The following is a 23448-nucleotide window of genomic DNA, read 5'->3' as shown; positions in this document are numbered from 1 at the left end:
CACCCTGCCGCCGACAAGGCAAGCAAGACCGCACTCGAAATACGCCCGGCACCCCCCGGCATCAAAGAGCCTCGATCTTTGGCGCGCTCGCCGGGCTGTTGGCGATGTCTTCTCGGATATGCCGCGAAGCAAGTACATAATGCACGCAACCCCAGACAGAAGCGATGCAGCCGACGATGAGCATCGCTGCAGACAGCGGGTTTTCGTCACCGCCAGCGGCGAACGTATCGCTCAGGTAGCCGACGATGAGCGGGCCAAGGCCCAGGCCGATCAAATTGATAAAGAAGAAGAAGACCGCCGAGGTCAGCGCCCGCATCCTCAGGCCAACCAACCCATGCGATACCGCAAGCGCAGGCCCGAGATAGGAGGCGGAAAGGAAATGAAACACGCCGGTCAGCAACAATGCCAGCAGGAGATTGCCGGTGTTGAGCATGATCAGCAGCACTGGCGTGATCGCAAGGATCATGATCGCAGACCCCCACACGTACCAGCGACGGTCGCGCTGCCCCATCTTGTCGGCGAACCAACCACCAAAGAACGAGCCCGCCCCGCCGCCGAAGCCCGATGTCAGCGCCATCCAGACACCTAGTTGCGCCAGTCCGATTTCGTGGTTGCGCAAAAAGAACGAGGGCAGCCAGTTACCGACCGCATAGATCACCGTTGCCTGCAGACTTCCCGCGAGTGCGAGGTTGCGGAAGGTCTTGCGCGACCAGAGGAACCGCAGGACGTCGAAAATGCTGGGGCTTTGTCCAACTTCGTTCTCTCGTTTCTCGGACCAGCCCCGGATAGGCTCAGCCACGGTGAGGCGGAGGAGCAGAGCGACGAGGATGCCGGGCAAGCCGACCACCAAAAACGCCATCCGCCAACCGAAGGTTTCCGCTATGAAACCGCCCAGCGCGAAGCCGGTGAGGATACCGATGTAAATCCCGATCGAGTAGATCGAGAGTGCCGTCGCGCGCTCTTTCTCGGGAAAGATGTCGGAAATCATCGAATGCGCCGGGGGGCTGCCACCTGCCTCGCCCACACCCACGCCGACCCGCGCCAGCAGCAGGTGGAGATAGTTCTGCGCGAGCCCGCTTACGGCGGTCATCCCACTCCATACGGTCAGCGCCAACGCGATGATGTTGCGGCGGACACCGCGGTCGGCCCAGCGCGCGATAGGAATTCCGCACGACACGTAAAACAGCGCGAAGGCGAAGCCTGACAGCAATCCGAGCTGCGTGTCGGACAGGAGAAGCTCTTCCTTGATCTGCTCCTGCAGGATCACGAGCAATTGCCTGTCGACGAAGTTGAGGGCGTAGACGAGCGTCAGCACGCCGAGCACGAAATAGCGGTAGGACGCCTTCGAATACGGTGTCTCCACAGGTGGGGCCGCGTGGTCGTTGGTCTCCGTAGTGCTCATGATCGGGCTCTCCCCCTGGTGTTTCAACGCTTTTGCTTGTCTTGGATTTCGGCCGGTACGCTCAAGGCGACGGGCATGCCCCATGAACGCCCTGCTGCACGCTCTCGCTGGGCGAAGGTTTCGAACAGTTCGAACATCCCCGGCTTGAAATCACGCCCAGCAATGGGCCTATCGGCGAAGCGGACGTAATGCTCGGCTGGCCCGTAGGGCTTCCATGGCGGATGCCCTTGCGCGGTCGGTCGACCGCTCGCCGCAAAGCTAATCCAATAGTCCAACATCGCATCCGAGATTGCGCGGTCGTGCTCGCCGTCCGGCACCGGCCAGCGCGCAGGCATCGCTTGGGCGGCGAGATTGCCGAAGCTGAAGGGCAGTTCGCTGGCATGGAAGGCGCACAGGTCCCGTGCGCGAGCCGAAGGGTAGCAGTGGTCGAAGACGTAGAAATAGGAAGGGACGTCAAGCTCCCTCTGGCTTTGCGCAATGCGTTCCCCCGACCAGCCGAAGATGATATCGCCGGTCGCGTCGAGCAGAGCATCGGCTCCTTGGGCGTGCGGATAAATCCGCAAGAATTCAGACGCGAGATCGCCGTAGACGGAGGCGACCAGCGCTTCGTATTGCGCGGGCGTCTCGGGCATGCGCAGGACGAGCCCGCCTTCAGGGCGATATTCGTGAGCGTTGTAGCCGACCATTACGGGTACGCGTGCCTGTTCGCCCCGGTCGAAAATATCGAGTAACTGATCAGGAAGTAGCGCCCCATCGATCGTTCCCTGCGGCGCGAAACCGGCAAGCGTTGCGAGATTCGTCAGCTCCTGGGGAGCCATGCTGCGTGCCGCATCGATATCCGCGACACCGAGCTTCGAGAAAAGATCTGCTCCGATCTGCTCCGCCGAGGGCATGGCGTTTGCTGCTTCTGCAAGCTCCGGGAAGCTGCGAAGGTTGGTGCTTTGGATTATGGCCTTGTCGAACAGGCCCCGCGCTTTGGGCGAAGCCATCAGATAGGTCACGCTAAGCGCGCCGGCGGATTCGCCCATGATGGTGACGTTGTTGGCATCCCCGCCAAAAGCGGCGATGTTATCGCGCACCCATTGCAGCGCTGCGATCTGGTCGAGCAGGCCATAGTTACCCGAAGTTCCGTCGTCGGACTCTGCGCTCAACCCCTCGTGGGCCAACCAGCCAAGCAGTCCGAGGCGGTAATTGAGTGAAACGAATACCACGCCGCGCTGCGCGTAATTCGTCCCGTCGTACATCGGCAGGCTGTTCCCCCCGATCCTGAGCGACCCTCCGTGAATCCACACGATGACTGGCGCACCCTCAGCGTCGTCGGGTGCCCAGACATTGAGGTTCAGGCAGTCTTCGGATGAGCTTGGCGGCGGATCGTTGTAGATACTGCTGGCCGGCACGGGCGGCTGGATACAGGCCGCACCGAAGGCACTCGCATCGCGCACGCCTTCCCATCCGGGCAGAGGTTGTGGGGCGGCCCAGCGAAGCTCGCCGACCGGCGGCGCGGCATAGGGTATGCCGCGGAAGACGCCAAGCTGTGCCTGGGTTACTCCGCGAAGCATGCCGCCCGTCGTCGAGACGAGCGGAGCCGCCTGTACGTTGGGGAATTTGCTCGTGGTGGTGGTGCAACCCATTGATAAGGCTGCACACACGACCCCGACAATCAACCTGAAACGGTTCATATCCTCAACACTCCTCTCCATGCGCGGCGGCGGGTTTGCCCGCTCGCTCCTCCCCGCGCTTCGATCAATCCGCCTTGGTGAGCGCCTGCTTCGGTTCACCCACGGCCGCAGCGACCTCGCGCTCGGCTTGGGTGAACCCGTATTCGGGAACGATCTCGCCCGTGCGCTCCGCAATCGAATGCCAATTGTGTGCGACCTCCGCGGCAGCATTCTCACCGCTACCGATCTGCGCGCCCTCGGTCAGGGTGACGTTCGCACAGGCGAAGTGGCCCCCGCCTGCGCACAGGATCGCCCGCGTTGGTGCGTCGGCGCTCACGAGATGGACGATACCCGGGCTAACGAATGCGGGGTCAAGCTGGGCCAGCGCCTCTTCGGAAAGGACGCCATTGGTCATCTGAGTGGCCGCTGTCGGTGCCAACGCATTCACGCGAATATCGTATTTCGCACCTTCGATGGCGAGAGTCTGCATCAGGCCGACCAATGCCATCTTCGCTGCGCCATAATTGGCCTGTCCGAAATTGCCATAGAGGCCGGATGAGGAGGTCGTCATGACGACCCGGCCGTAATTCTGTTCGCGCATCAGGCCCCAAACCGCCTTGGTGCAGATCGCCGCGCCCATCAGGTGCACATCGACAACTTCACGGAAATCAGCGATCTCCATCTTGGCAAAGCTCTTGTCGCGCAGGATGCCGGCGTTGTTGATCAGGATATCGATCCGGCCCCAGGTTTCGATCGTGTTGGCAACCATCGCGTCGACCGCCTGCTCATCGGTTACTGACCCTTCGGCTACGATCGCTTCGCCGCCCGCATCGCGGATTTCCTTCGCGACAGCACCCGCAGCTTCGTGGCCGAGATCATTGACCACGACCTTGGCGCCCTGCCGCGCGAGTTCGAGCGCGTGGCACTGACCGAGACCTCCGCCCGCACCGGTTACGATTGCGATTTTTCCTTCAAGCGATCTGCTGTTCGTCACTTCTTACCATCCCGTTCAAGTTGTTCACTCTCTAGCGAGTTAATATCATGATGAGAACCGTGTCCAGATGTCCTCGCAACTGGTTGCTAAGGGTTGCCGGCTAGAGGCAGTTAAGCCTCCAGCATCGGGTCGTCCCCGGCACCACAGATCTCCCGGATGCCCGCCGCCATGAATCGGGCCATGCGCTGCTTGACGGCTGCGAAGTCCTCCGACTGAGCCAGCCCGCCGGACAGCTTGTCTATACGTCCGGTGCGAGCCAAGGTCAGCATCAGCGCCCCGGTGGTGAAATGGTAACCCCAAAAGAGGTCCTCATCCGCTGCATGAGGAAGCGCCTTCTTGAGCAGTTCGATCAAGCGCAAAACAAGCGGATCGAACCACTCGTCGAACATCTCCGCCCCCCATTCGGGTGTATTGGAAACCAGCGCAGCAAGCCGGCCTGAATGGCGCCACTGGTCTCCCCCCTCGCCGTAAAGGTCGAGATTGGTATCGAGGAAGGCATGCAGCGCCCCTTCGACGGTCGGGTTGCCCTGGGACTTGCGATCATATTCGTTCAGCGCTTTCATGCGCACTTCATTCGCGACGACCGCTCGCCGGCCAAACACCGCCTCGAAGAGCTTCTGCTTGTCCTCGAAATAATAGTTGAGAAGCGTGTGATGGACGCCGACACGCTTGGCTACGTCTTTAAGCGTTACCCCATGCAACCCGTGGCAAGAGAAAAGATATTCCGCTTCGTCGAGAATCTTTTCGGTGGTTTCAGCGCGTTGTTCCGCCTTGGTGGGATTCTTCTTACGCGCCTTGACTGTCGACAAATCGATTTCCCTTTGCGCAGCGTGCGCAGGGCGCGCCGCTTGCTGTTCCAGTACGGTCATAATCGGCCATACTCCGATCTGAGGAGCAGTTTGTCGATTTTTCCCGTCGCTGCCAATGGCATTGTCGGCACGCGCAAAACAGAGTCCGGGAGCCACCAGTTCGCAACCAGGCCGTTGAGCCTATCCAGCAGCGCCTCGTCTGAAAGCTCGACCCCTTGACGGATTTCCACGACGAGCACGGGACGCTCTCCCCACTTGGGATGTTCGCGGCCGATCACCGCGGCCATGCTGACATCGGGATGCGCGCTCACGATCGCCTCGATCTCGGCCGGATTGATCCATTCGCCACCTGACTTGATCAAATCCTTCGACCGCCCCACGATCGATAGGGTACCGGATGCGTCGATCCTTGCCAGGTCGCCGGTATCGAACCAACCATCACGGGTCGCCGGTTCAGTTTGGTCGAGATAGCGCTCCACCACGCTTGGGCCACGCACCCACAAGTGGCCCTTGGCGTCGCGTTGTTGCGCCAATGGCTCCCCTGCCGCGTCGGTCAGCATGAGGTCGATACCGATCGCAGGCCGGCCTGAAGTGGAGGCCGCATTCGCCTCGGCGAGCGGGGTCGCCGTGCCCAGCGGCGAAATCTCGGTCATCCCCCAGGTCGTCTGGACGCCGATTCCGCGGCGTTCGATCCGCTCCATCAACGCCGGCGGCATGGGCGCGCCGCCGACCATGATACGCTTGAGCGTAGGCACGTCCGTCTCTGCTTGGTCGAGATAATCCATCAGGCCCAACCAGACGGTGGGAACCCCTACGCCGATAGTAACCTGCTCATCAACGATCAGGCGAGCCAACGCCGGACCGTCGGACTGCCTCCCCGGCAAGACCAGTTTGCCGCCTACCGCAGGAACCGAGAACGGGAGCCCCCAGGCGTTGGCATGGAACATCGGCACCACGGTCAGTACCGAGTCTTGGCTGGTCAGTCCGGCGACATCGGCCTGTAGCTGACGCATGGTATGCAGATAGTTGCCCCGGTGGGTGTAGGTTACACCCTTGGGAGGCCCGGTAGTCCCCGAAGTGAAGCACAAGCCGCAGGGGGTGTTTTCATCGAACCTGCCCCACGCTACCGATCCGCCCCCTTTCACCGCCGCAGCAGCGTTGTTCAGAGTACCGACCTTGCACGCGCCATTTGTGACCGTCCCCGGCTCGATATTACCGTCGATGACCAAGATTTCCTCAATGGTGGATGTTTGGGCAAGGACCTCATGCGCCAGTTCGTGCAGATCGGCACTCAGGATCAGGATCCGCGCGCCGCTTTGGGTAAGCATCGCGGAAAGTTGCAAGGGCAGGAGGCGTGGATTGAGCGTATGGCAGATCGCGCCCATGCCGATGATCCCATACCAGCTCTCGAGATGGGCCTGCGTATTCCATGCCATCGTCGCCACACAGGTGCCCTGTCCGACACCGCGCCCGGCCAGCGCCGCAGACACGCGCTTTGCCCGCACCTTCAGTTCGGCATAGTCGACCCGCGCGGACTTTCCGTCCTCGCCTGCAGTGACAACCTCCGATCTGGGGTGCCATTTCGCGGCGTGGTCGAGAAACTTGTCGAGGGTTAGCGCATAAGGCTGCATCGAACCCGGTATCACTGGCACCCCTCCACGCGCGGCGGCAAGGGGGGGCTCGCGACCCCGATGTTCCAGTGCCACGGCTGGTCACCTGCGGCCCTTCTGCGGCACACCACGGCCTCGTTCAGATCATACCGTGTTCCAAGAAGCTCGGCACCTTCACGCGGGGTCTCGTCGAACACGAGGAAGGCGGAGTTGTCTCCATATGCTGGCCAGCCCACCTGTCCGCTTGCCACGGGTGTTCCGTCTCGGGCGAAAGTCACCCAGTATTGCACCATTGCATCCGAAAGCGTGCGCTCCGCGGTCGCGCGCGGGATTCGCGGCCAGTTCCGCGGTGTGTCGTGGATCGTGCCGAAAACATAGGGGATTTCGGAAGCATGAAAGGCGTGGAGACCGGCTTCGTCCGCTTCGGGATAGCCATGATCGAACAGGTAAAGATATGCAGCCTGGCCCAGTTCGGTCTGCTTTATCGCCAGTCGTTCGGCAGTCCATCCATAGAGCGCGTCGCGGGTCGCTGCGAGCATGCTTTCGTCAATATTGTCTGCCGGGTAGAGAGCGAGGAAGACGTCCGCGAGATCACCATACAGCTCGCGAATTTTGGCCTCATAGGCCTTCGCTCCAGACGGCCGCGGAGGCAGCAAGCGGCGCAGCGACCGTATCTCGCCGCTGTTGAAGCCGGCAATCAACGGCACCTTGGCCTGCTCGCCGCGATCAAAAGTCTCGGCGATCTGATGCGGGATCAATACGCCATCTACGGTGCTCCAGGTCAGAAACCCGGCCCGGGTCGCGCGATTGACGAGTTCGCCCGGCTCCATGTCGCGCATGGCCGCGAGATCGGGTGCGCCGAGCTCACCTTGTAGCCAGGTGCCGATTTCTTCCGCCGCCGGGTGGCCGTTCCGCGACTCATTCAGCGCGGGAGACGAAATCATATAGGCGCTTTGCATGATCGCCTTGTCGAACAGACCCTGCGCGCGCGGCGCGGTCATCAGCCACATGACGCTGAGCGCCCCGGCGGATTCGCCCGCGATGGTGACATTGTCCGGATCGCCGCCGAAGGCCGTGATGTTTTCCTCGATCCAGCGCAGCGCCGCGATCTGATCCATCAATCCGTAATTGCCGGAAATACTGTCAGACGACTCTTCACTGAGTTCGGGATGCGCAAGGAAACCAAGCGCCCCGAGGCGATAATTGATGGATACAACGACAGCGCCCTGTTGGGCCAAACGCGTGCCATCATACATGTCGAAACTGCTAGCGCCCGAAACCAGGGCGCCTCCGTGTATCCAGACCAGGACCGGCGCGCCCAAAGCGTTCTCGGGAACCCAGACGTTGAGAGAGAGGCAGTCCTCGCTCATCCGACCTATTTCTTCGAAGTAGATCGAATTTGCAGCGCCGGGCACCGTCGGTTGGTAGCAGGGAGGACCGAAATCGGAAGCATGGCGCACGCCGTCCCAACGGGCGACCTCCTGCGGCGGCTTCCAACGAAGATCGCCAATGGGCGGAGCAGCATAGGGAATGCCTTTGAAGCTCGTCACGCCGCCTTCGCTGCGGCCCGCTACTGTTCCGGCAGGAGCATCAACTACCGGACCTTGCTCGCTGCGCGCCAGGGCGGGCGTAGAAGGCAGAAGTAGGCCGGCGACCGTCAGCGAAAGCGCGGCGATGAAACTGCAAGAAGACTTGGAGTAGGGCACGAAATCACCTTCTGGACTGGGCGGGCGCGCATCGGGCAATCTGCCGAGCGGACAAGGGGACTGGAAGTTGGCTTCGCGGTCCACGGACGGACCGCGAAGCCATTGCTGCATCAGAAGATGTAGCTGGACCGCACGCCGAATGTTCTCGGCCGCAGTCGCCCATGGCGCCCGTCGAGGAAGGCTTCGGGATGTACGTAGGTGATCGCATCATTGTCGAAGACGTTTTCGACATAGGCCGTAATCACGAAGTCCGGTGTGATGTTCAGCCCGGCATAGGCATTGGCGAACACATACTCGTCGGTCACGCCGTATTGCGGGGACGGTACGCCCGGCTGGCCCGGTACATTCGGGAACAGGCCGGGGTATGAACCGACATAGGCGACGTTGCCGCTAACGAACGCGGTCTCGGTGTCGCCGACAGCAAACGTATATGCCGCCGTGGCCGAACCCGAGAATTTGGGCGTCGCCAGCCGAATGCCGTCTTCGGCACCCGAAATCGCCGCTTCGCCGGGTGACAGATCATCGATCCGCGCATCAATGTAGGCGCCGCTCGCCTGTAGCCGGACGCCGTCGACCGGCCTCGCGACCAGTTCGAATTCGATGCCCTTGCTGACAGCGCCGCCAATATTGGTGGCGAACTGGATGGTGTCGGATACTCGGTTGGCCTGAACCTGGATATTGTTCCAGTCGATATAGAAGGCAGCCAGATTGGCAGTAAGGCGGTTATCGAAGAAACTGCCTTTCAAACCAATTTCGTAATTGGTCAACTTGTCCGAACTCGCGCCGTCGGGAATGACGATGTCATCAGGTGCGCTGGCGGGAGGCGCGAGCCCGGCCCGCGCATTGACCACCGGCGGACGAAATCCGGTCGATACCGTCGCATAGGTGGTCAGGTTCGGCGTCGGCTTGAAGGAGATACTCCCTTTCCACGAGAGCTTGTCATCGGACGCCAACAGACCGACCGCGGGCTGGATTGGCGCGAGGGTCAGGGGCGGGATGAAGCCACCGCACTGTGGCGTGAACACGGTGCAGTAGCCGACCGTCAGGAAGTTGCTGTTATAGCCGCCGCCGCGGGTGGTCGTCTGCACATCGACCTGTCCATAGCGCAAGCCGCCGGTCGCCCAGAAACTGTCGCTAAAGCGATAGGTCAGCTCGCCGAACACCGCCTTCTCGCTGATGTCGGTGTAGTTCTTGAAGCGCTGGTAATAGAGGTCGGAAAATGCCGTGACGCCTGTCTGATCCAGAAACTGCTGCGTCGTGCGATAGTCGAAGTCGACATCTCGCCGCTTGTCGAAATAGAACCCGCCAAGTATCCATTCGAACGGCCCGCCATGCGAAGATGCCAAGCGCACTTCCTGCACGAAGATGTCGTCATATCCGACGGCGTCGAGCGAAAAGGGCACCAATTGGTTATAGGTGCCCGCAAGATCGACGATGAAGTCGCCGGTCAGGTCCGAATAGGTCGTGGAACTGACCAGGTCGGCGAAGCCGAGATTCACGTTCACCGTGGCGTTAAGCGCCAACAAGTCGCTCTGGAAGAGATCGGGCTGTGCGGTCCTGCGGACATAGGTGCCGAGATCCGGGTTCGTCAGCGCGGAATCGGCAGGATTGCTGACCTCCTTGTTGACCGACAGCTTAACCGAAAAGTCGCTCGATGGCTCGATCAGGAACGCAGCGCGAATACCGTAGGCTTCTAGCGAATTGGCGTCCTCGATGCCCGTGCCGATATTGTCGACCCAGCCATCCTCATTGCGATAATAGCCGACCGCGCGGAAGGCGAAGACGTCCTCGGCGATCGGCACATTGACCATCCCGTTGTAGCGCTGGCGAAGCCCGCCACCCTCGGTGTATCCAAGATCGACCAGAGCGGACGCCTCCCACCGGTTGGGGTTCGGAGACTTGGTGATGATCCGCATCGCGCCGGCAAGCGAGCCCGAACCGAACAGGGTACCTTGCGGACCGCGCAGAAATTCGACGCGTTCGACATCGTAAAGGTTAGGATCGAGGATCGTCGAGTTCCCGTTCGCAGAGATCGGGAGTTCGTCGACATAGATCGCGACCGGGGCCTGCAAACCCGCGCTGTAGCCGTTGGTGGAAATCCCGCGGGCCGTGAAATTGTTGAAGTTCTGGGTCGGCCGGTTGAGCACAACACCCGGGGTTTCAAGAGCCAAACGTTCGTAACCTACGATGCCCTTTTCGGTCAGCTCTTCCTGGCTGAAAGCCGTGATGCCCAATGGAACGTCCTGCAGCCGGGCCTCGCGCCGCGTTGCAGTGACAATGATGGTGTTGCCCTCGCCAGTCTCGGCGGTGGGCGAAATTTCTTCGACAGCGTCCGTTTCGCCATCGACCTCGGCACCAGTCCTGCTCGTGGTCTGTGCGCTGATAGTGGCTGGCACAAGCGCAAGTGCAACCGCTGACGCGGAAACAAGCAACGTTCCCCTCATAATACCTCTCCGTGTTCCCGGCGGTTCGTCCGCCGCAGTCCGCGCTTCATTCAATAATGACGCGCTCATGTCAACATTCACTCACTTCCGTGTGAATGTCTTTCGCGGTGTGCTGCATGTCTGATCCATCGCGCTTGCGCTGAGACGAGATCCTCGCCGAATCGTGAGGCGGCCACATGACCGAACTCATCAGGCCAGCGCGTCTCCAATGGGTGTGGTGTTTCAATGGAAACTGGGCGCCACACCGAGCGAGAAGGCCGTTCGCCTTCACGGCATCGGCAACACTCTTGAGGAGCTTGGAAAACCGCACTGGGCTCTTCCGATCGCTCGCGGCGAATAGTCATCCTCATTGATGGAATACCGCGATGCCGAGCTCTCTCAGCATGTTCTGCGAGTGGAGCGCATGAATAGCGACCGCCCCTTTCGCTTCGCCCGAAGCGGGAACGTTAAACGAGGCCGCCGCACCGGCTACGCGAAGTCGGGGATATCCCGGCGACTGAAAATGGCATCTCCTCTGCCGGTGATCCGGCAGATCTAGGGTTTCGCAGGTGCCTCGCAGCGAAAACTGCTCGCTGCATCGGTCGACCCGACCCCGCGATACACTGCCCTCTGCGGCCACGGGCATAGGGGTCGCTGCATGGTGATTTTTCCCGAACGCTCGTCCGCAAACCGCGTCGCAGTGATTCGGTCGGGCGCCTCGTCATCCTCCGCCCAAGCGATCAGTGCAGAAAAAAGATCGTTCTGTGGATCGTCGGATGGCGGACGCGGCGGGATGCCCAGCGTGGAGTTGAAGGCATCGGGTCCGGTACCACCTCCGCAGTGCATCATGCCTGGGGCCATGAATAGCCGCGCGTTCTCGGCCAGGGCACTCGCGCCACCCATCTCCGCGGCATGCCGTTCGAAAAAATCGACCGACTGGCCGGGCGGTACCAGCGTGTCGGCAAGGCCGTGAAAGACGATCAGCTTGCCGCCGCGCGCGGCATAGTCCGCCAGGCTTCCGCGTGTCGCATCATTGACGATCGCGTCGAGGCCTTGATCCACCAAGGGCATGTCGCGGTCGAAATCGAAGCCTCTCCAGTTCCACTCCGCGCCGAACACCCATTTAAACAGGCTGCCGAAGGCCGGCTGATCGTTGACCGGCTTCTGCAGGAAGGACCAGCCGAATGCATCGGGCATTTCGCTGCCCGGTAGCCAGCCGTAGAAGCTCGGCTCGCCGTCGCGCGTTGTCGGCCCGGAATAGAACGCCCGCGCCGTTTCCACCTCGCCCGCTGTCAGGCATGTATCGGACACCGCGGCCTTGCATTGGAGGACCTGCGGATCGAATGAGCAGCTCATCGGGTCCATGATGAAGCGGTCGCCCGCCAGGCCATGGCCCTGCTTCCAGCAGGCGGCGATGGCAGCGTCGTCGAGTAGTGTCAGCTTGGCGTCCGATAGAACCCGGCCGGGTTCTCGGTTCGCGGCAGCATAGTTCCACAGCACCGACGCGTGCCCCCAGGTGCGGTTCATGACCGGTGCACCGACGAGGATGCCGTCATAGTCCTGCGGATAGTATAGCGCTTCGATCAGCCCCATCTGCCCGCCGGTCGAACAGCCTGTGTAGTAGGACTTGCGCGCTTCCCTGCCGTAAAACGCCTTGGTCAGCGCCTTGCCGGTGGTCGTCATGACGTGGGTGGAACGCCGGCCCCAGTCGCGCCACTTGCGCGGATGGCCGATCAGCGCATCGCCTTCCAGCGGGGTGGCGGGCGCCGTGCCCGCGTCGGTCGTCGCGGTCGCGAAGCCGCGCCGCAGCCCTTCGGCCATGCCCGAATAGCCCAGCGTGAAGTTGCCCGCGAAGCCGCCGCTGCCGTTGCCGTGGAAAACCCCGGCCCAGCCTTGCGCTGGCAACCACAGCTCGACCCCGATATCGGACCCGGGTTCGGATCGCACCCGCGCGACAACGCGGCAGAACCCGGGGGAGCCGGGCACGTCACCCGCAATGCTCGTTTCGTCCGCCTTGGCGGGGACCAGCATCGCGCTCTCGATGGTGGTATCCGCCAGTCTGACGTTGGAGAGCGCGGCACATCGCGCGGCAACATCATCTTCCACCGGCTTCGCCAGCGCGGCTCCGGGGAGCGACCAGCCCAGTGCGGACGCTGCAAGAATGGCGATGCGGTGGGTGCGTTTCATGGTTCTCTCCGATATCCTCTTGCGGTGCTCATGCTGGGTTTGTCGCTTCCGCACGCTTGATCAGTCGGGCGAGGCAGAGGAACAGGAGTGCCCCGATGAGATACATCGGAGCAAGCGCGTAATAGGCTGTCTGCAGCGCATGTTCGCCATAGGCTGGGCGGAAGAAATCGCTCATCATTCCGACATAGGTCGGTCCCAGCCCGAGCCCGATGAAGTTCATGACCAATAGTAGCAATGCGCCCGAAATGACGCGCCGTTCGGGCGCGACTTCGTTCTGAACGAAGGTGACCGTCGCCGAAAGGAAGAAGGAATTGAGGAACATCGGCACTAGGAGGAAGGCGAGCGCGATTTTCCAGCTCGGCGCCCAGGCGAAGCCGATGAAGAACGGCAAGGCCAGCACCAGCGAGGCAGCGGGCACGGTGGCATAGGCCGCCTTGCTGCGCCGCGCGAAGCGATCGACGATCCGGCCCGAGGCATAAATGCCTGTGCTCATCCCGATACCCACCACCAGCGCGTACCACACCGCGACATCTTCCAGAGTCATGCCCTTCTCGCGCATCAGGAACAGCACGGTGAAGTTGAGCAGGCCATAGGTGATGAAATTGCCGGCTCCACTCGCCAGCGAAGCCATCAGCAGCAACGGGTTTCGGAAGAAGCGGAGTATGGTCGCGACAAAACCTTCGGGGCCGACCTCGGGCGCGGTCGTCACCGGCAGGCCATCCGTCTCACCGCGCTTAGGCTCGCGCACGACCCAGTAGACCACGACAGCCGTAACTACCCCGATCCCGCCAATCACGTAGAAAGGCATGCGCCAGTCGAACGCAGCGGCGAGCGATGCGCCAAAGGCGACGCCAAGCGCGGAGCCGATCGGCGGACCGAGGTTGAAAATCGCCATCGCCGTGGTCCGGCGTTCACGCGGAAAAGTGTCGGAAATGATCGCATAGGAGGGTGGAACCCCGCCCGCCTCGCCCACGCCGACCATCATACGGGCGACGACCAGCTGGCCGTAAGTGCCCGCCATACCGCATGCGGCAGTCGCCGCGCTCCAGATCGCGCATGCAGCAGAAAGGACCTTCACCCGGCTGGTACGATCCGCAAGCCAGCCGATCGGGATCGCGATAAAGCAGTAGAACAGCGCGAAGTAGAAGCCCGTAAGCAGGCCGAGCTGCCCATCGGTAATGCCGAGCCCGTCCTGGATCGGCTTGGCGAGGATCGAGATCAGCTGTCGATCAAGGAAGTTGAGCACATAGACGAAGGCCAGCATGCCCAGCGTGATCCGCGCGCTCGCAGACGACCTGGATGCTGTGTCCGGGGCGGATGCGGCGCTCATGCAAGGCACTCGCAGGGCGTGTTGGCTTGGGTCATCGTCTCGTCCTCTCCAGCTCGGTATTATTGGGTCTTTTCCAGCCAGCCGGGATTGCCCCGACCGCCACCATACCCCGCAGCGACCCGCTGCCTGAGCAGAGCAGGCGGGCGGAATCTTTCGCCATAGGCATCGTGCAGTATGTCCTGCACCTCCAAACACAGATCGGACGTCACGACGTCCATCATCGCGAATGGACCGATCGGATGGCCGAGGCCGAGGCGACATGCGGTGTCTAAATCGGCAGGGCTGGCGACGCCCTCTTTGACCAGTTTTACCGCCTCGATCAACATCGCGTGGAGCATGCGGTTGACCGCAAAGCCCGCGACATCCTTGATCCGCACTGGCTGTTTGCCGATGCCTTGGAGGATCGTGATCACTTCATCGGCAACTGCCGGTTCGGTCGCGAAAGCCGGAATAATCTCAACCAGCTTCATCCGCGAGACGGGTGAGAAGTAATGCATGCCGAGAAAGCGCGCACGCCGCTCGGGCCGCAAGAAGGCCGCAAGCGTGGAGATCGGCAGTGTCGAGGTATTCGACGCGATAATGCAATCGGGCCGGCATGCCTCGTCCAGCACGCGCAGCACCTCTTCCTTGATCTCGAGCGATTCGCGGACGGCTTCGGTCACCATCGCGCAATCGGCCATCGCGCTTATCGAGGCGACCGGTGCGATCCGACCGAGCGCCGCCTTGGCCGCATCGCTTTCATAGAACTCCCGCACGACGCCCTTGTCGAGGAGCGTGCGAAGCCGTTCGACGGCTCGCGAAAGCGCCTCTTCGCTGAGATCTTGCAGCAGCACACCGTGGCCGGCCAGCGCGAAAACCAACGCTATCTCGGCCCCCATCAGGCCCGCGCCGACGACGCCCAACTTCACGAAGTATGCTCCGCACGAACATCGGCCTCGGAGCGCGCATCGCGCTGCCATGCCTGCGCCTGATCGATGTACCATGGCAGCACATCAGGCGTGGCGCTGGCATCGGCATTGATCACCCTGGCTGCTGGCCACCCGGCGAACAGCCGCTTGATCGGCAGTTCCTGCTTCTTGCCCGAAAGTGTGCGCGGGATGCCTGGTGCGGCGATCAGCTGGTCGGGCACGAAGCGCGGCGAGAGACTCGTCCGGATTGCAGCTGCGATCGCGCCTCGCGTGTCTCCATCGACTACCTTGCCTTCGCTCGGGACGACGAACATGACCAGTTTGCTACCCCCCTGCGTGTCTTCAAGATCGATAATCATGGAATCTGCAACGGCCGGCAGCTGCTCGACTGCAGCGTATACTTCCGCGGTCCCCATCCGCACGCCATGGCGGTTGATGGTGGCATCGCTGCGCCCCGAGATGGTGCAACTGCCATCCTCGTGAACCGTCAGCCAGTCGCCGTGACGCCAAATGCCGGGCCATTCGCCGAAGTAGGAATCGCGATACCGGCTCCCGTCGTTATCACCCCAGAAATACAGCGGCATGCTCGGGAAGGGCTTCGTGCAGACCAGTTCGCCGACTTCCTCGATCACTGGATTGCCATGTTCGTCCCACGCCTCGACAGCGGCGCCGAGGTGGCGGCATTGCAACCGGCCCGGCGTGTCGGACAGTTGGGGATTGCCAGCCATGAAAGCGGCGGCGATCTCGGTTCCCCCGCTGACATTGCACCACCAGATGTCCGGACGCCCGAGTGCGGCGAACTGCGCGGTGCCCCAGCGTTGTACGTCCGGAGGCAAGGGCGATCCGGTGCTGCCGAGAGCGCGGATGCGTTCGACCCCGGCGGTCCCCGCGATCTCGACCCCAGCCTTGCGGCAATTGGCGAAGAAGGCCGCGCCCGCGCCGAACCAGGTGACGCCCGTCCGGCTCGCGAAATCCCACAGTCGGGTCCAGTCGGGATCGGTCTTCGTCCCGCTGGGCGATCCGTCGAACAGGCAAATGGTTGTGCCGCTCAGCAGCCCGCCGATCTGGATGTTCCACATGACCCAGCCACTGGCGCTGTACCAGTGGAATCGCTCGCCAATTGTATTCGGAGCATAGCTTGGCCCGAGATCGAAATGGAGCCGCCCGGCAGCCGTCGCCAGAATCACACCGCCATGGCCGTGAACGATCGCCTTGGGCAGACCGGTGGTCCCGCTCGAATAGAGGATCCACAAGGGATGGTCGAAGGGCAGCATGGCGGGCTCGAAACCGGCCACGGCCGCGTCGTCGCGCGCGGTGGCGGCGGCGAAGTCGACCGCGTCGGGCATGGTACGCACTGCACAGTCGCTCGGAACCAGGTACACGGTTTCGATGCACGGGAGCTGTGCGAGGATCTCCGCCAGCGCGGCACTGCGGTCCAGGGCCTTGCCCGCGTAGAACACCCCGTCGACCGCGATCAGGGCCTTGGGCTGCGTCTGCCGCCAGCGATCGAGCACCGCATTCGTCCCCATGTCGGGCGAACACAGCGTCCACACCGCACCCAAGCTGGCGCAGGCCAGCAGACCGACGACCGCGGCTGGAATATTGGGCAGATAGGCCGCCACCCGATCGCCTGGCGCAATCCCGCGTGCGCGCAGATCGAGGGCAAGCGAGGCAGCCCGGCGACGTAATTCGGCCCACTCGATCGTCTCGCTCGCGCCGCGCTCGTCCAATGCGACGATTGCAGGTTGGCCGGCCGCCTCCGCAGCATCGACATGGCTGAAGACATGCTGCGCATAATTGAGCGTGGCGCCATCGAACCACCGCATGTCGGGCATGGCTTCGCCGCTCAGCGCCGCACTCACCGCTGTCGGCGACTGGATGCGGTCCCACTCCCAAATGCTGCGCCAAAATCCTTCGAGGTCCTCGACCGACCAACGGTACAGTTCGTCATAGGTCGCGAAATCGATCCCCCGCGTCTCTTGCAGCCAGTCGCAAAACAAGCGGATTTGCGGAACGGGCGTCGCCAGGTCGAGGCTGGTCGAGACAGAATTCATCGAGAGAGGCCTTGCATCGGGAGCGGAAACGGTAGGGGCGGAAGTATGGGCGGCACCCGGTTGGGTCGCCGCCCGCTTGAGCCTAGAATGCCGTGCGCAGGCTGACTGCCGCGTAGCGACCGATGGGGTTGTATGCGCCCCCGATCCCGTCGGTGCCGGGGAAATAGGGCGGTGTCACATCGAACAGATCGTTGATCTGCAAGCCGAGCTCGGTGCCTTCGAGGCAACTTTCTTGCGGCAGCGTCAGAGAGAGGCGCAAATCGACCGTCGTGTATCCCTTCGCTTCGTAAAGCGCCGAGCCGGTCGGCGTAGCGTAGGATGCCGTGACGCCCGAACGATGATTGACGAAGTTGACGAAGGTCACCGGGCCGGCGGTGATGCCCAGCGTAGTACGCAGGGTCGCGCGCGGGATCCCGGCCTCGAGCGAATTACTCTCCGGCGAAGTAGGCGACAGGCGGTTCGAATAGTCGAGGATGTAATTGCCCGCGACCCCGCCGAACAGCGTGCCGAAACCGACCTCGCGCCGGTAGCGCAGATCGAAGTCGATGCCGCTGGTCTTGCGGACCCCGAAATTGCCCTGCCGCAGGTCGAGGATATTGCCGATCTGAGGGACGGCGTCGAAAGTGAAGTAGAACGGCACGGTGTTTGTGATCGCGTCGCTGACCTGCGCGGCACCGGGATCGCGTATGACCCGCGTGGCGAAAGTGGGATCGCTGAACAGCAGCGATCCAAGGCCGGAAGGCGCGCCGATCACGTCGTCGTACTTGATGTCGTAATAGGTCACGCTCGCGGTGAGGCCCGGGGCGAACAGCGGACGCAGATCGACGCCGGCGGACCAGGTACGCGCGGTTTCCGGCTCAAGATCCGCATTGCCGCCATAAAGCAGGATCGTGTTCACCTGCGCAGCCCCGCGCGCCGGATCGCGGGCGCCAAAGGCATCGACCAGCGCGGCTGCCGAATAATAGGAGCCAACGGTCGACCCCAGATCGCGCAGCCCTGGCGCGCGGAACGAATGACCGTAACTGCCGCGGAAGGCCACCCCGTCGAGCGGCTCCCAGGTGAGGCCTATCTTCGGATTGGTGGTCGACCCGAAATCACTGTAATGATCATATCGGCCCGACAGCGAGAGCGTGAGGCTCTGCCCGAACGCTCCCGCGTTGCCGTACCCGATGATCGGAATGAAAAGCTCGCCGTAAACCGACTGGACATTGCGGGCGAGATCTTCCGGGAAGCCGACGCCGCCGCTCTGACCGCGTTGCATATAGGTTTCACGCCGATATTCGGCACCTACCGCGATCTTGAGGTCGCCACCAGGAAGCTGCGCGAGCGGACCATCCACCTTCACCGCGCCGATCCGTGTGCGCTGGCGATTGGTGAAGGTTGTCGGGTTGTCGAGGATTGCGGCGACCACCGCCGGATCGGTCTCGTAGCCGAACGGGTCGAGCGCGGTCGACGGCGTCGTTCCTGCAGCGGCAGTGGTCAGTGCAGTCGTATCGATGCCAGGCTGAAGCGTATCGTTCCGCGACCAGTTGTAGCTCCCGTACACACTCGCCTGGAAGTCGCCCGGCAGGTCGATGTCGATGCCCGCCGTGGCATTGCCCGTTCGCACCCGATAGGTCTGGTCGAAGTGATCGTCGCCGACCAGCCTGTCGGGCCGGAAATCGAAGTAGCCGAACACCGAACCCGTGCCCGGAGGCGCGCGGAAGTAAGGGTTGGCGGCGGTGATGAGGACGAAGGTCTGCCCGGGCAGCGCCGCCTGGACCGTATCCTTGCGGTCCGAGTAGAGCACATCCCCCCATACCGTGATGCGATCCGACAGGTCCTGCCGCACCGAGATCAGGCCGCTATGCGCTCGGCTCTCTGGCAGAAGGTCGACGGGGCCGCGCGCATCGCAGGTGTTGACACCCGGCTCGAGGCTCGGCGCAGCGTAGATCGTGCCTGCGAACAGGTTGACGTTGGCATCGGGACACACCGCCGAGCGTGTATCGATGCCACCCTCACTGCGGAAATCGAGCGAGCGATAGTCGCGATCCGCGCCGGTAATGTTGCTGTTCTGCTGGTACTGATAGGCGAGCACGACCGAGCCCGTTCCCCAGTCCTGACCGAAGATCGCGCCTGCGTTCAAGGCATCGTAGTCATCCGCGAAACCGTAACGGAAATTGGTCTCGAGCCCCGATACGCGCTTGCGGGTGATGAAGTTGATCACGCCCGCGACCGCTTCGGACCCGTAGATGGCAGAGGCACCGTCGGCGACGATTTCGACCCGCTCGACCGCCAGTTCGGGGATCAGCGGATAATCGGGGTTGGTCTGCTGCACGCTGCCGGAAATAAGGCGGTGCCCGTTCATCAGTGGCAAGGTAGCGGCTGTGGGCAGGCCCCGCAGACCAGGCGCGAAGGAACCGACTCCGCCATTGCTGACGCGCGGCGCGGTATTGAAGCTGTTGAGCTGCGGCACGGTCGCCAGCAGTTCGGGCGTGCTCGCCGCGCCGATCTGCTTCACATCTTCGCGCGTGACGGTGATCAGGTCCGACCCGGTCGGCGGCACGCCGCGGATGCTCGTTCCGGTGACGACGATCACGTCTTCAGAACCGGCGGCCGGGGCCTCGATCTCGGTGCTTTCGGGCTGGTCTTCGCCTGGGTCCGTCTGCGCATGGGCCGTAACGGGCAGGATCAACATCGTTGCAGCCAGCGCAGAATGGCGAAGCAGACGCGCACGGCGCCGCGTAGAAATCGACCTCATCGACATATTTTCTCTCCCATCGTGGTCGCGGACATCGCCGCGGCCGGACTTTGCCGGCTTGATGGCATGCTTATGGTCTGGCAGACGCCTGCGTAAGCGCACGAGCGGACAACTCTGTGTCATTTGCGGACATCGTGAGGGGAGGAGCGGACAGGATGACCGTGGTAAACGAGGCCACCGCCGAGGCGGCGATGCGCAACGACCGAGAGGGATTCCCGACACTCAACCAGCGCATTTTCGCGCCCTTCAAGATCGCCACGGTCATCGATACGGTGACGGATCGCGGAATGTCGGCTGAAATTGTACTCGACAGGACTGGCCTGACGCCGGCCGAGGTGCGCGATCCGCGCACGCTAACCTCGATCGGCCAGTACCTGACCGCGTGCGAGAACATTGTGGCGGCGGGGGCCGGGTACGCCGACGCCTTCGCGATCGGAGCGCGGCTGCACCTGTCGGCCTACGGAATGTACGGATATGCCCTGATGTGTTCGCCAACCATGCGCGATTTTTTCGATTTCGCAGTCCGTTATCAGCCGCTCGCCACGCCGACGGTGCGGCTCCACTGGCGCGTCGAAGGCAAGGCTGCAATTTGGCAGTTTCGCGAGATCTACCGCGACATGATGAGCGACCAGGTGCGCACCTTCCTCGTCCGGCAGCAGATGAAGATGACCTTCACCCATATCCGCGACGCGGCGGGTAACGACAACCTGCCGGTGCGCGCTCTCTTCGCGCTACCGGAGGACGACCATACTGGCCCGGACGCGCGCGAGCTTTCATGCGAGTGCCTTTACGGCCAGGCTGCAAACGAGCTGCACTATCCGCTCGGCATACTCGGATCGACGCCCGAGTTGGGCAACCGGCTGACCCGGATGATGCTCGAGGAAACCTGCGAACGCCTGATCGGGCAATCGCGCATTTCTTCAGGTCTTTCGGGCGAGGTCTATCAGATTTTGCTGAGCACACCCGGACGGTTTCCCTCGATGGCGGCGATTGCGGCACAGCTTGGCCTACAGGAGCGCACTCTCCGCCGCAGGTTGGCAGCGGAGGACGCGACCTACGGTGCAATCGTCGATGACGTGAGGCGCAAGCTCGCAATAGAATATCTGCAAACCACTCGGATGAGCGTTGACGATGTTGCATGGAAGGTTGGCTTCAGCGACGCAGCGAACTTGCGGCGGGCGGTGAAGCGGTGGACCAGGAAGACAGTGAACCAGATCCGAAAAGAAAAGTAGGCCCCCGTCTTTCAACGAGTCCTATCGGATTAATCGGCACGAATCTGCCATGGCTGAAATTATGAAGTGTATCTTGCAACCCGCAGGAAGCTTTTCCTCAAACCACCGAAAAGTCGATACCTTGCTCCCACTCGGCCCGCGTGAGGCAGCCCATCACGCTATGCTACGCCGGAAGGCTTAAGAGCCTGCTTCCTATATGCTTACATAGCCACACACAAAAAGCCCCGCTGGAAGCAGCGAGGCAATTTGTTGTTATGATCTCATGGGTTCGGTGGTTGCGGGGGTTGGATTTGAACCAACGACCTTCAGGTTATGAGCCTGACGAGCTACCGGACTGCTCCACCCCGCGGCACCGTGTGTACGTCCGCCGGCATGCGCCAGAGACGAAAAAGCCGCCGCGCGGGAGACCCGGCAGCGGCTTTTTGAAATCGTGAATGGGTTTATACCGCGTCCGTCTGCTATAATGCCTGGCGACGACCTACTCTTCCAGTGCTTGAGCACTAGTACCATCGGCGCAGTCCGGTTTCACGGCCGAGTTCGAGATGGGATCGGGTGGGTCACAGACGCTATAGCCACCAAGCAATAAAGCAGGCGGACGGGTTTAAATCGATGCTGTTGAGCATTCTGGGCTTATCCGGCTGAAGTTTCCTCCACCCTCGCGGACAGCACAGGGCTGTCGTTGATGGTATGGATCCTACAAGCGCGAAAAGAACTATTAGGACCGGTTAGCTACACGCATTACTGCGCTTCCACACCCGGCCTATCAACGTCGTGGTCTACGACGGTTCGAAGATTGCTTATCTCAAGGGAGGCTTCCCGCTTAGATGCTTTCAGCGGTTATCCCGTCCATACATAGCTACCCTGCGGCACCCTTGGCAGGATGACAGGTACACCAGAGGTATGTTCACCCCGGTCCTCTCGTACTAGGGGCAACTCCTTTCAACAATCGACGCCCACGGCAGATAGGGACCAAACTGTCTCGCGACGTTCTGAACCCAGCTCACGTACCACTTTAATTGGCGAACAGCCAAACCCTTGGGACCTGCTCCAGCCCCAGGATGTGATGAGCCGACATCGAGGTGCCAAACGATTCCGTCGATATGAGCTCTTGGGAATCATCAGCCTGTTATCCCCGGCGTACCTTTTATCCGTTGAGCGATGGCCCTTCCACGAGGGACCACCGGATCACTATGACCGACTTTCGTCTCTGCTCGACCTGTCGGTCTCGCAGTCAGGCATGCTTATGCCATTGCACTCTTGCAGACGGTTTCCAACCGTCCTGAGCATACCATCGCGCGCCTCCGTTACTCTTTAGGAGGCGACCGCCCCAGTCAAACTACCCGCCACAGAGGGTCCCAACACCGGATAACGGTGCGTGGTTAGACATCAGAAAATCACAGGGTGGTATTTCACAGGTTGGCTCCACACCAGCTGGCGCCGATGTTTCAAAGCCTCCCACCTATTCTACACAGTAATTTCCTAATGCCACTCTGAAGCTGCAGTAAAGGTGCACGGGGTCTTTCCGTCTAACCGCGGGTACTCCGCATCTTCACGGAGAATTCAATTTCGCTGAGCATATCCTGGAGACAGTGGGGAAGTCGTTACGCCATTCGTGCAGGTCGGAACTTACCCGACAAGGAATTTCGCTACCTTAGGACCGTTATAGTTACGGCCGCCGTTTACTCGGGCTTCAATTCGGAGCTTGCACTCCTCCTCTTAACCTTCGAGCACCGGGCAGGCGTCACACCCTATACGTCGTCTTGAAGCCGACTTAGCAGAGTGCTGTGTTTTTGCTAAACAGTCGCTACCCCCTGGCCTGTGCCCCCTCCACACTACTTGCGTAATGAGAGGGCCTCCTTCTTCCGAAGGTACGGAGGCAATTTGCCGAGTTCCTTCAGGATACTTCTCTCAAGCGCCTTGGTATACTCTACCTGACCACCTGTGTCGGTTTCGGGTACGGTCTATATTGAAGAGGCTATTTCCTGGAACCGCTTGGCTGCCCGACCAATCCAATAAGGTCGAACAACTTCCACGATCCGTCACACATCTTCAGGCCCACGAATATTTACGTGGTTCCCATCGACTACCCCCTTCGGGCTCGTCTTAGGGGCCGGCTAACCCTGCTCCGATTAGCGTTGAGCAGGAACCCTTGGTCTTTCGGCGACAGGGCATCTCACCCTGTTTGTCGCTACTCATGTCAGCATTCGCACTTCCGATATGTCCACCGTCGGTTACCCTTCGGCTTCAACCACTTACGGAACGCTCCGCTACCGCTCAGAATAAATTCTGAACCCTAAGCTTCGGTGCATATCTTTAGCCCCGTTACATCTTCGCCGCAGGAACCCTTATTTAGACCAGTGAGCTGTTACGCTTTCTTTAAAGGATGGCTGCTTCT

The 23448-nt window shown here is 61.6% G+C and carries 13 protein-coding genes, 1 tRNA gene and 2 rRNA genes (1 of these 16 cut by a window edge); 1 reads left to right on the top strand and 15 read right to left on the bottom strand.

The window, feature by feature from the left end; genetic code table 11:
* Positions 1 to 61: 61 nt before the first annotated feature.
* From J2S32_RS14315 to J2S32_RS14260, 12 genes are all read right to left on the bottom strand, one after another.
* The gene (locus tag J2S32_RS14315) at positions 62 to 1402 is read right to left on the bottom strand and encodes a spinster family MFS transporter (protein WP_253522453.1); all 1341 of its coding nucleotides are present in this window, start codon (positions 1400 to 1402) and stop codon (positions 62 to 64) included.
* A 23-nt stretch (positions 1403 to 1425) separates the two neighbouring features.
* Entirely contained in the window at positions 1426 to 3081 is a 1656-nt protein-coding gene (locus tag J2S32_RS14310; RefSeq protein WP_253522450.1) for a carboxylesterase/lipase family protein, read from the bottom strand.
* Between the two features lie 64 nt (positions 3082 to 3145).
* Entirely contained in the window at positions 3146 to 4054 is a 909-nt protein-coding gene (locus tag J2S32_RS14305; protein WP_253522448.1) for an SDR family NAD(P)-dependent oxidoreductase, read from the bottom strand.
* Between the two features lie 110 nt (positions 4055 to 4164).
* The gene (locus J2S32_RS14300) at positions 4165 to 4923 is read right to left on the bottom strand and encodes a TetR/AcrR family transcriptional regulator (protein WP_253522446.1); all 759 of its coding nucleotides are present in this window, start codon (positions 4921 to 4923) and stop codon (positions 4165 to 4167) included.
* Entirely contained in the window at positions 4920 to 6515 is a 1596-nt protein-coding gene (locus J2S32_RS14295) for an AMP-binding protein (protein ID WP_367398986.1), read from the bottom strand. Before J2S32_RS14295 ends, J2S32_RS14300 begins: the two co-directional genes overlap by 4 nt.
* Complete coding sequence (locus J2S32_RS14290) at positions 6506 to 8263, bottom strand: carboxylesterase/lipase family protein (protein WP_253522444.1); 1758 nt, start codon at positions 8261 to 8263, stop codon at positions 6506 to 6508. The genes J2S32_RS14295 and J2S32_RS14290 overlap by 10 nt, the downstream gene beginning before the upstream one ends.
* Before the next feature lie 26 nt (positions 8264 to 8289).
* Entirely contained in the window at positions 8290 to 10575 is a 2286-nt protein-coding gene (locus J2S32_RS14285) for a TonB-dependent receptor (protein WP_253522441.1), read from the bottom strand.
* Between the two features lie 582 nt (positions 10576 to 11157).
* Positions 11158 to 12789 (bottom strand): tannase/feruloyl esterase family alpha/beta hydrolase, encoded by a 1632-nt coding sequence (locus J2S32_RS14280; protein WP_253522438.1) that lies wholly within the window; start codon positions 12787 to 12789, stop codon positions 11158 to 11160.
* A gap of 28 nt (positions 12790 to 12817) precedes the next feature.
* Positions 12818 to 14119: a spinster family MFS transporter gene (locus tag J2S32_RS14275; protein WP_253522436.1), complete on the bottom strand. Its 1302-nt coding sequence runs from the start codon at positions 14117 to 14119 to the stop codon at positions 12818 to 12820.
* A gap of 59 nt (positions 14120 to 14178) precedes the next feature.
* Positions 14179 to 15027, bottom strand: coding sequence for a 3-hydroxyacyl-CoA dehydrogenase family protein (locus J2S32_RS14270; RefSeq protein ID WP_253522433.1), 849 nt, complete (start codon positions 15025 to 15027; stop codon positions 14179 to 14181).
* Positions 15024 to 17081 carry an acetoacetate--CoA ligase gene (locus J2S32_RS14265; protein WP_253522431.1) on the bottom strand — a complete coding sequence of 686 codons (2058 nt, stop codon included), beginning with the start codon at positions 17079 to 17081 and terminating at the stop codon, positions 15024 to 15026. The genes J2S32_RS14270 and J2S32_RS14265 overlap by 4 nt, the downstream gene beginning before the upstream one ends.
* An 82-nt stretch (positions 17082 to 17163) precedes the next feature.
* Positions 17164 to 19821, bottom strand: a complete 2658-nt coding sequence (locus J2S32_RS14260; RefSeq protein ID WP_253522429.1) for a TonB-dependent receptor plug domain-containing protein — start codon at positions 19819 to 19821, stop codon at positions 17164 to 17166.
* A 155-nt stretch (positions 19822 to 19976) separates the two neighbouring features.
* Between J2S32_RS14260 and J2S32_RS14255 the strand changes: the two genes are divergently transcribed.
* Positions 19977 to 21053: an AraC family transcriptional regulator gene (locus tag J2S32_RS14255; RefSeq protein ID WP_253522427.1), complete on the top strand. Its 1077-nt coding sequence runs from the start codon at positions 19977 to 19979 to the stop codon at positions 21051 to 21053.
* A 272-nt stretch (positions 21054 to 21325) separates the two neighbouring features.
* Here the strand turns inward: J2S32_RS14255 and J2S32_RS14250 are convergent.
* The 3 genes from J2S32_RS14250 to J2S32_RS14240 form a co-directional block, all read right to left on the bottom strand.
* Positions 21326 to 21402: transfer RNA gene (locus tag J2S32_RS14250), tRNA-Met, on the bottom strand.
* Between the two features lie 116 nt (positions 21403 to 21518).
* A 5S ribosomal RNA gene (gene rrf / locus J2S32_RS14245) occupies positions 21519 to 21633 on the bottom strand.
* A gap of 115 nt (positions 21634 to 21748) precedes the next feature.
* Positions 21749 to 23448, bottom strand: a 23S ribosomal RNA gene (locus tag J2S32_RS14240); it runs 1094 nt beyond the window's last position.

This window comes from Qipengyuania citrea, from assembly GCF_024171405.1.
GTDB classification, from domain to species: Bacteria; Pseudomonadota; Alphaproteobacteria; order Sphingomonadales; family Sphingomonadaceae; genus Qipengyuania; species Qipengyuania profunda.
Note: the sequence above shows the minus strand (reverse complement) of the source record. Positions and strands in the feature narration are given on the sequence as shown.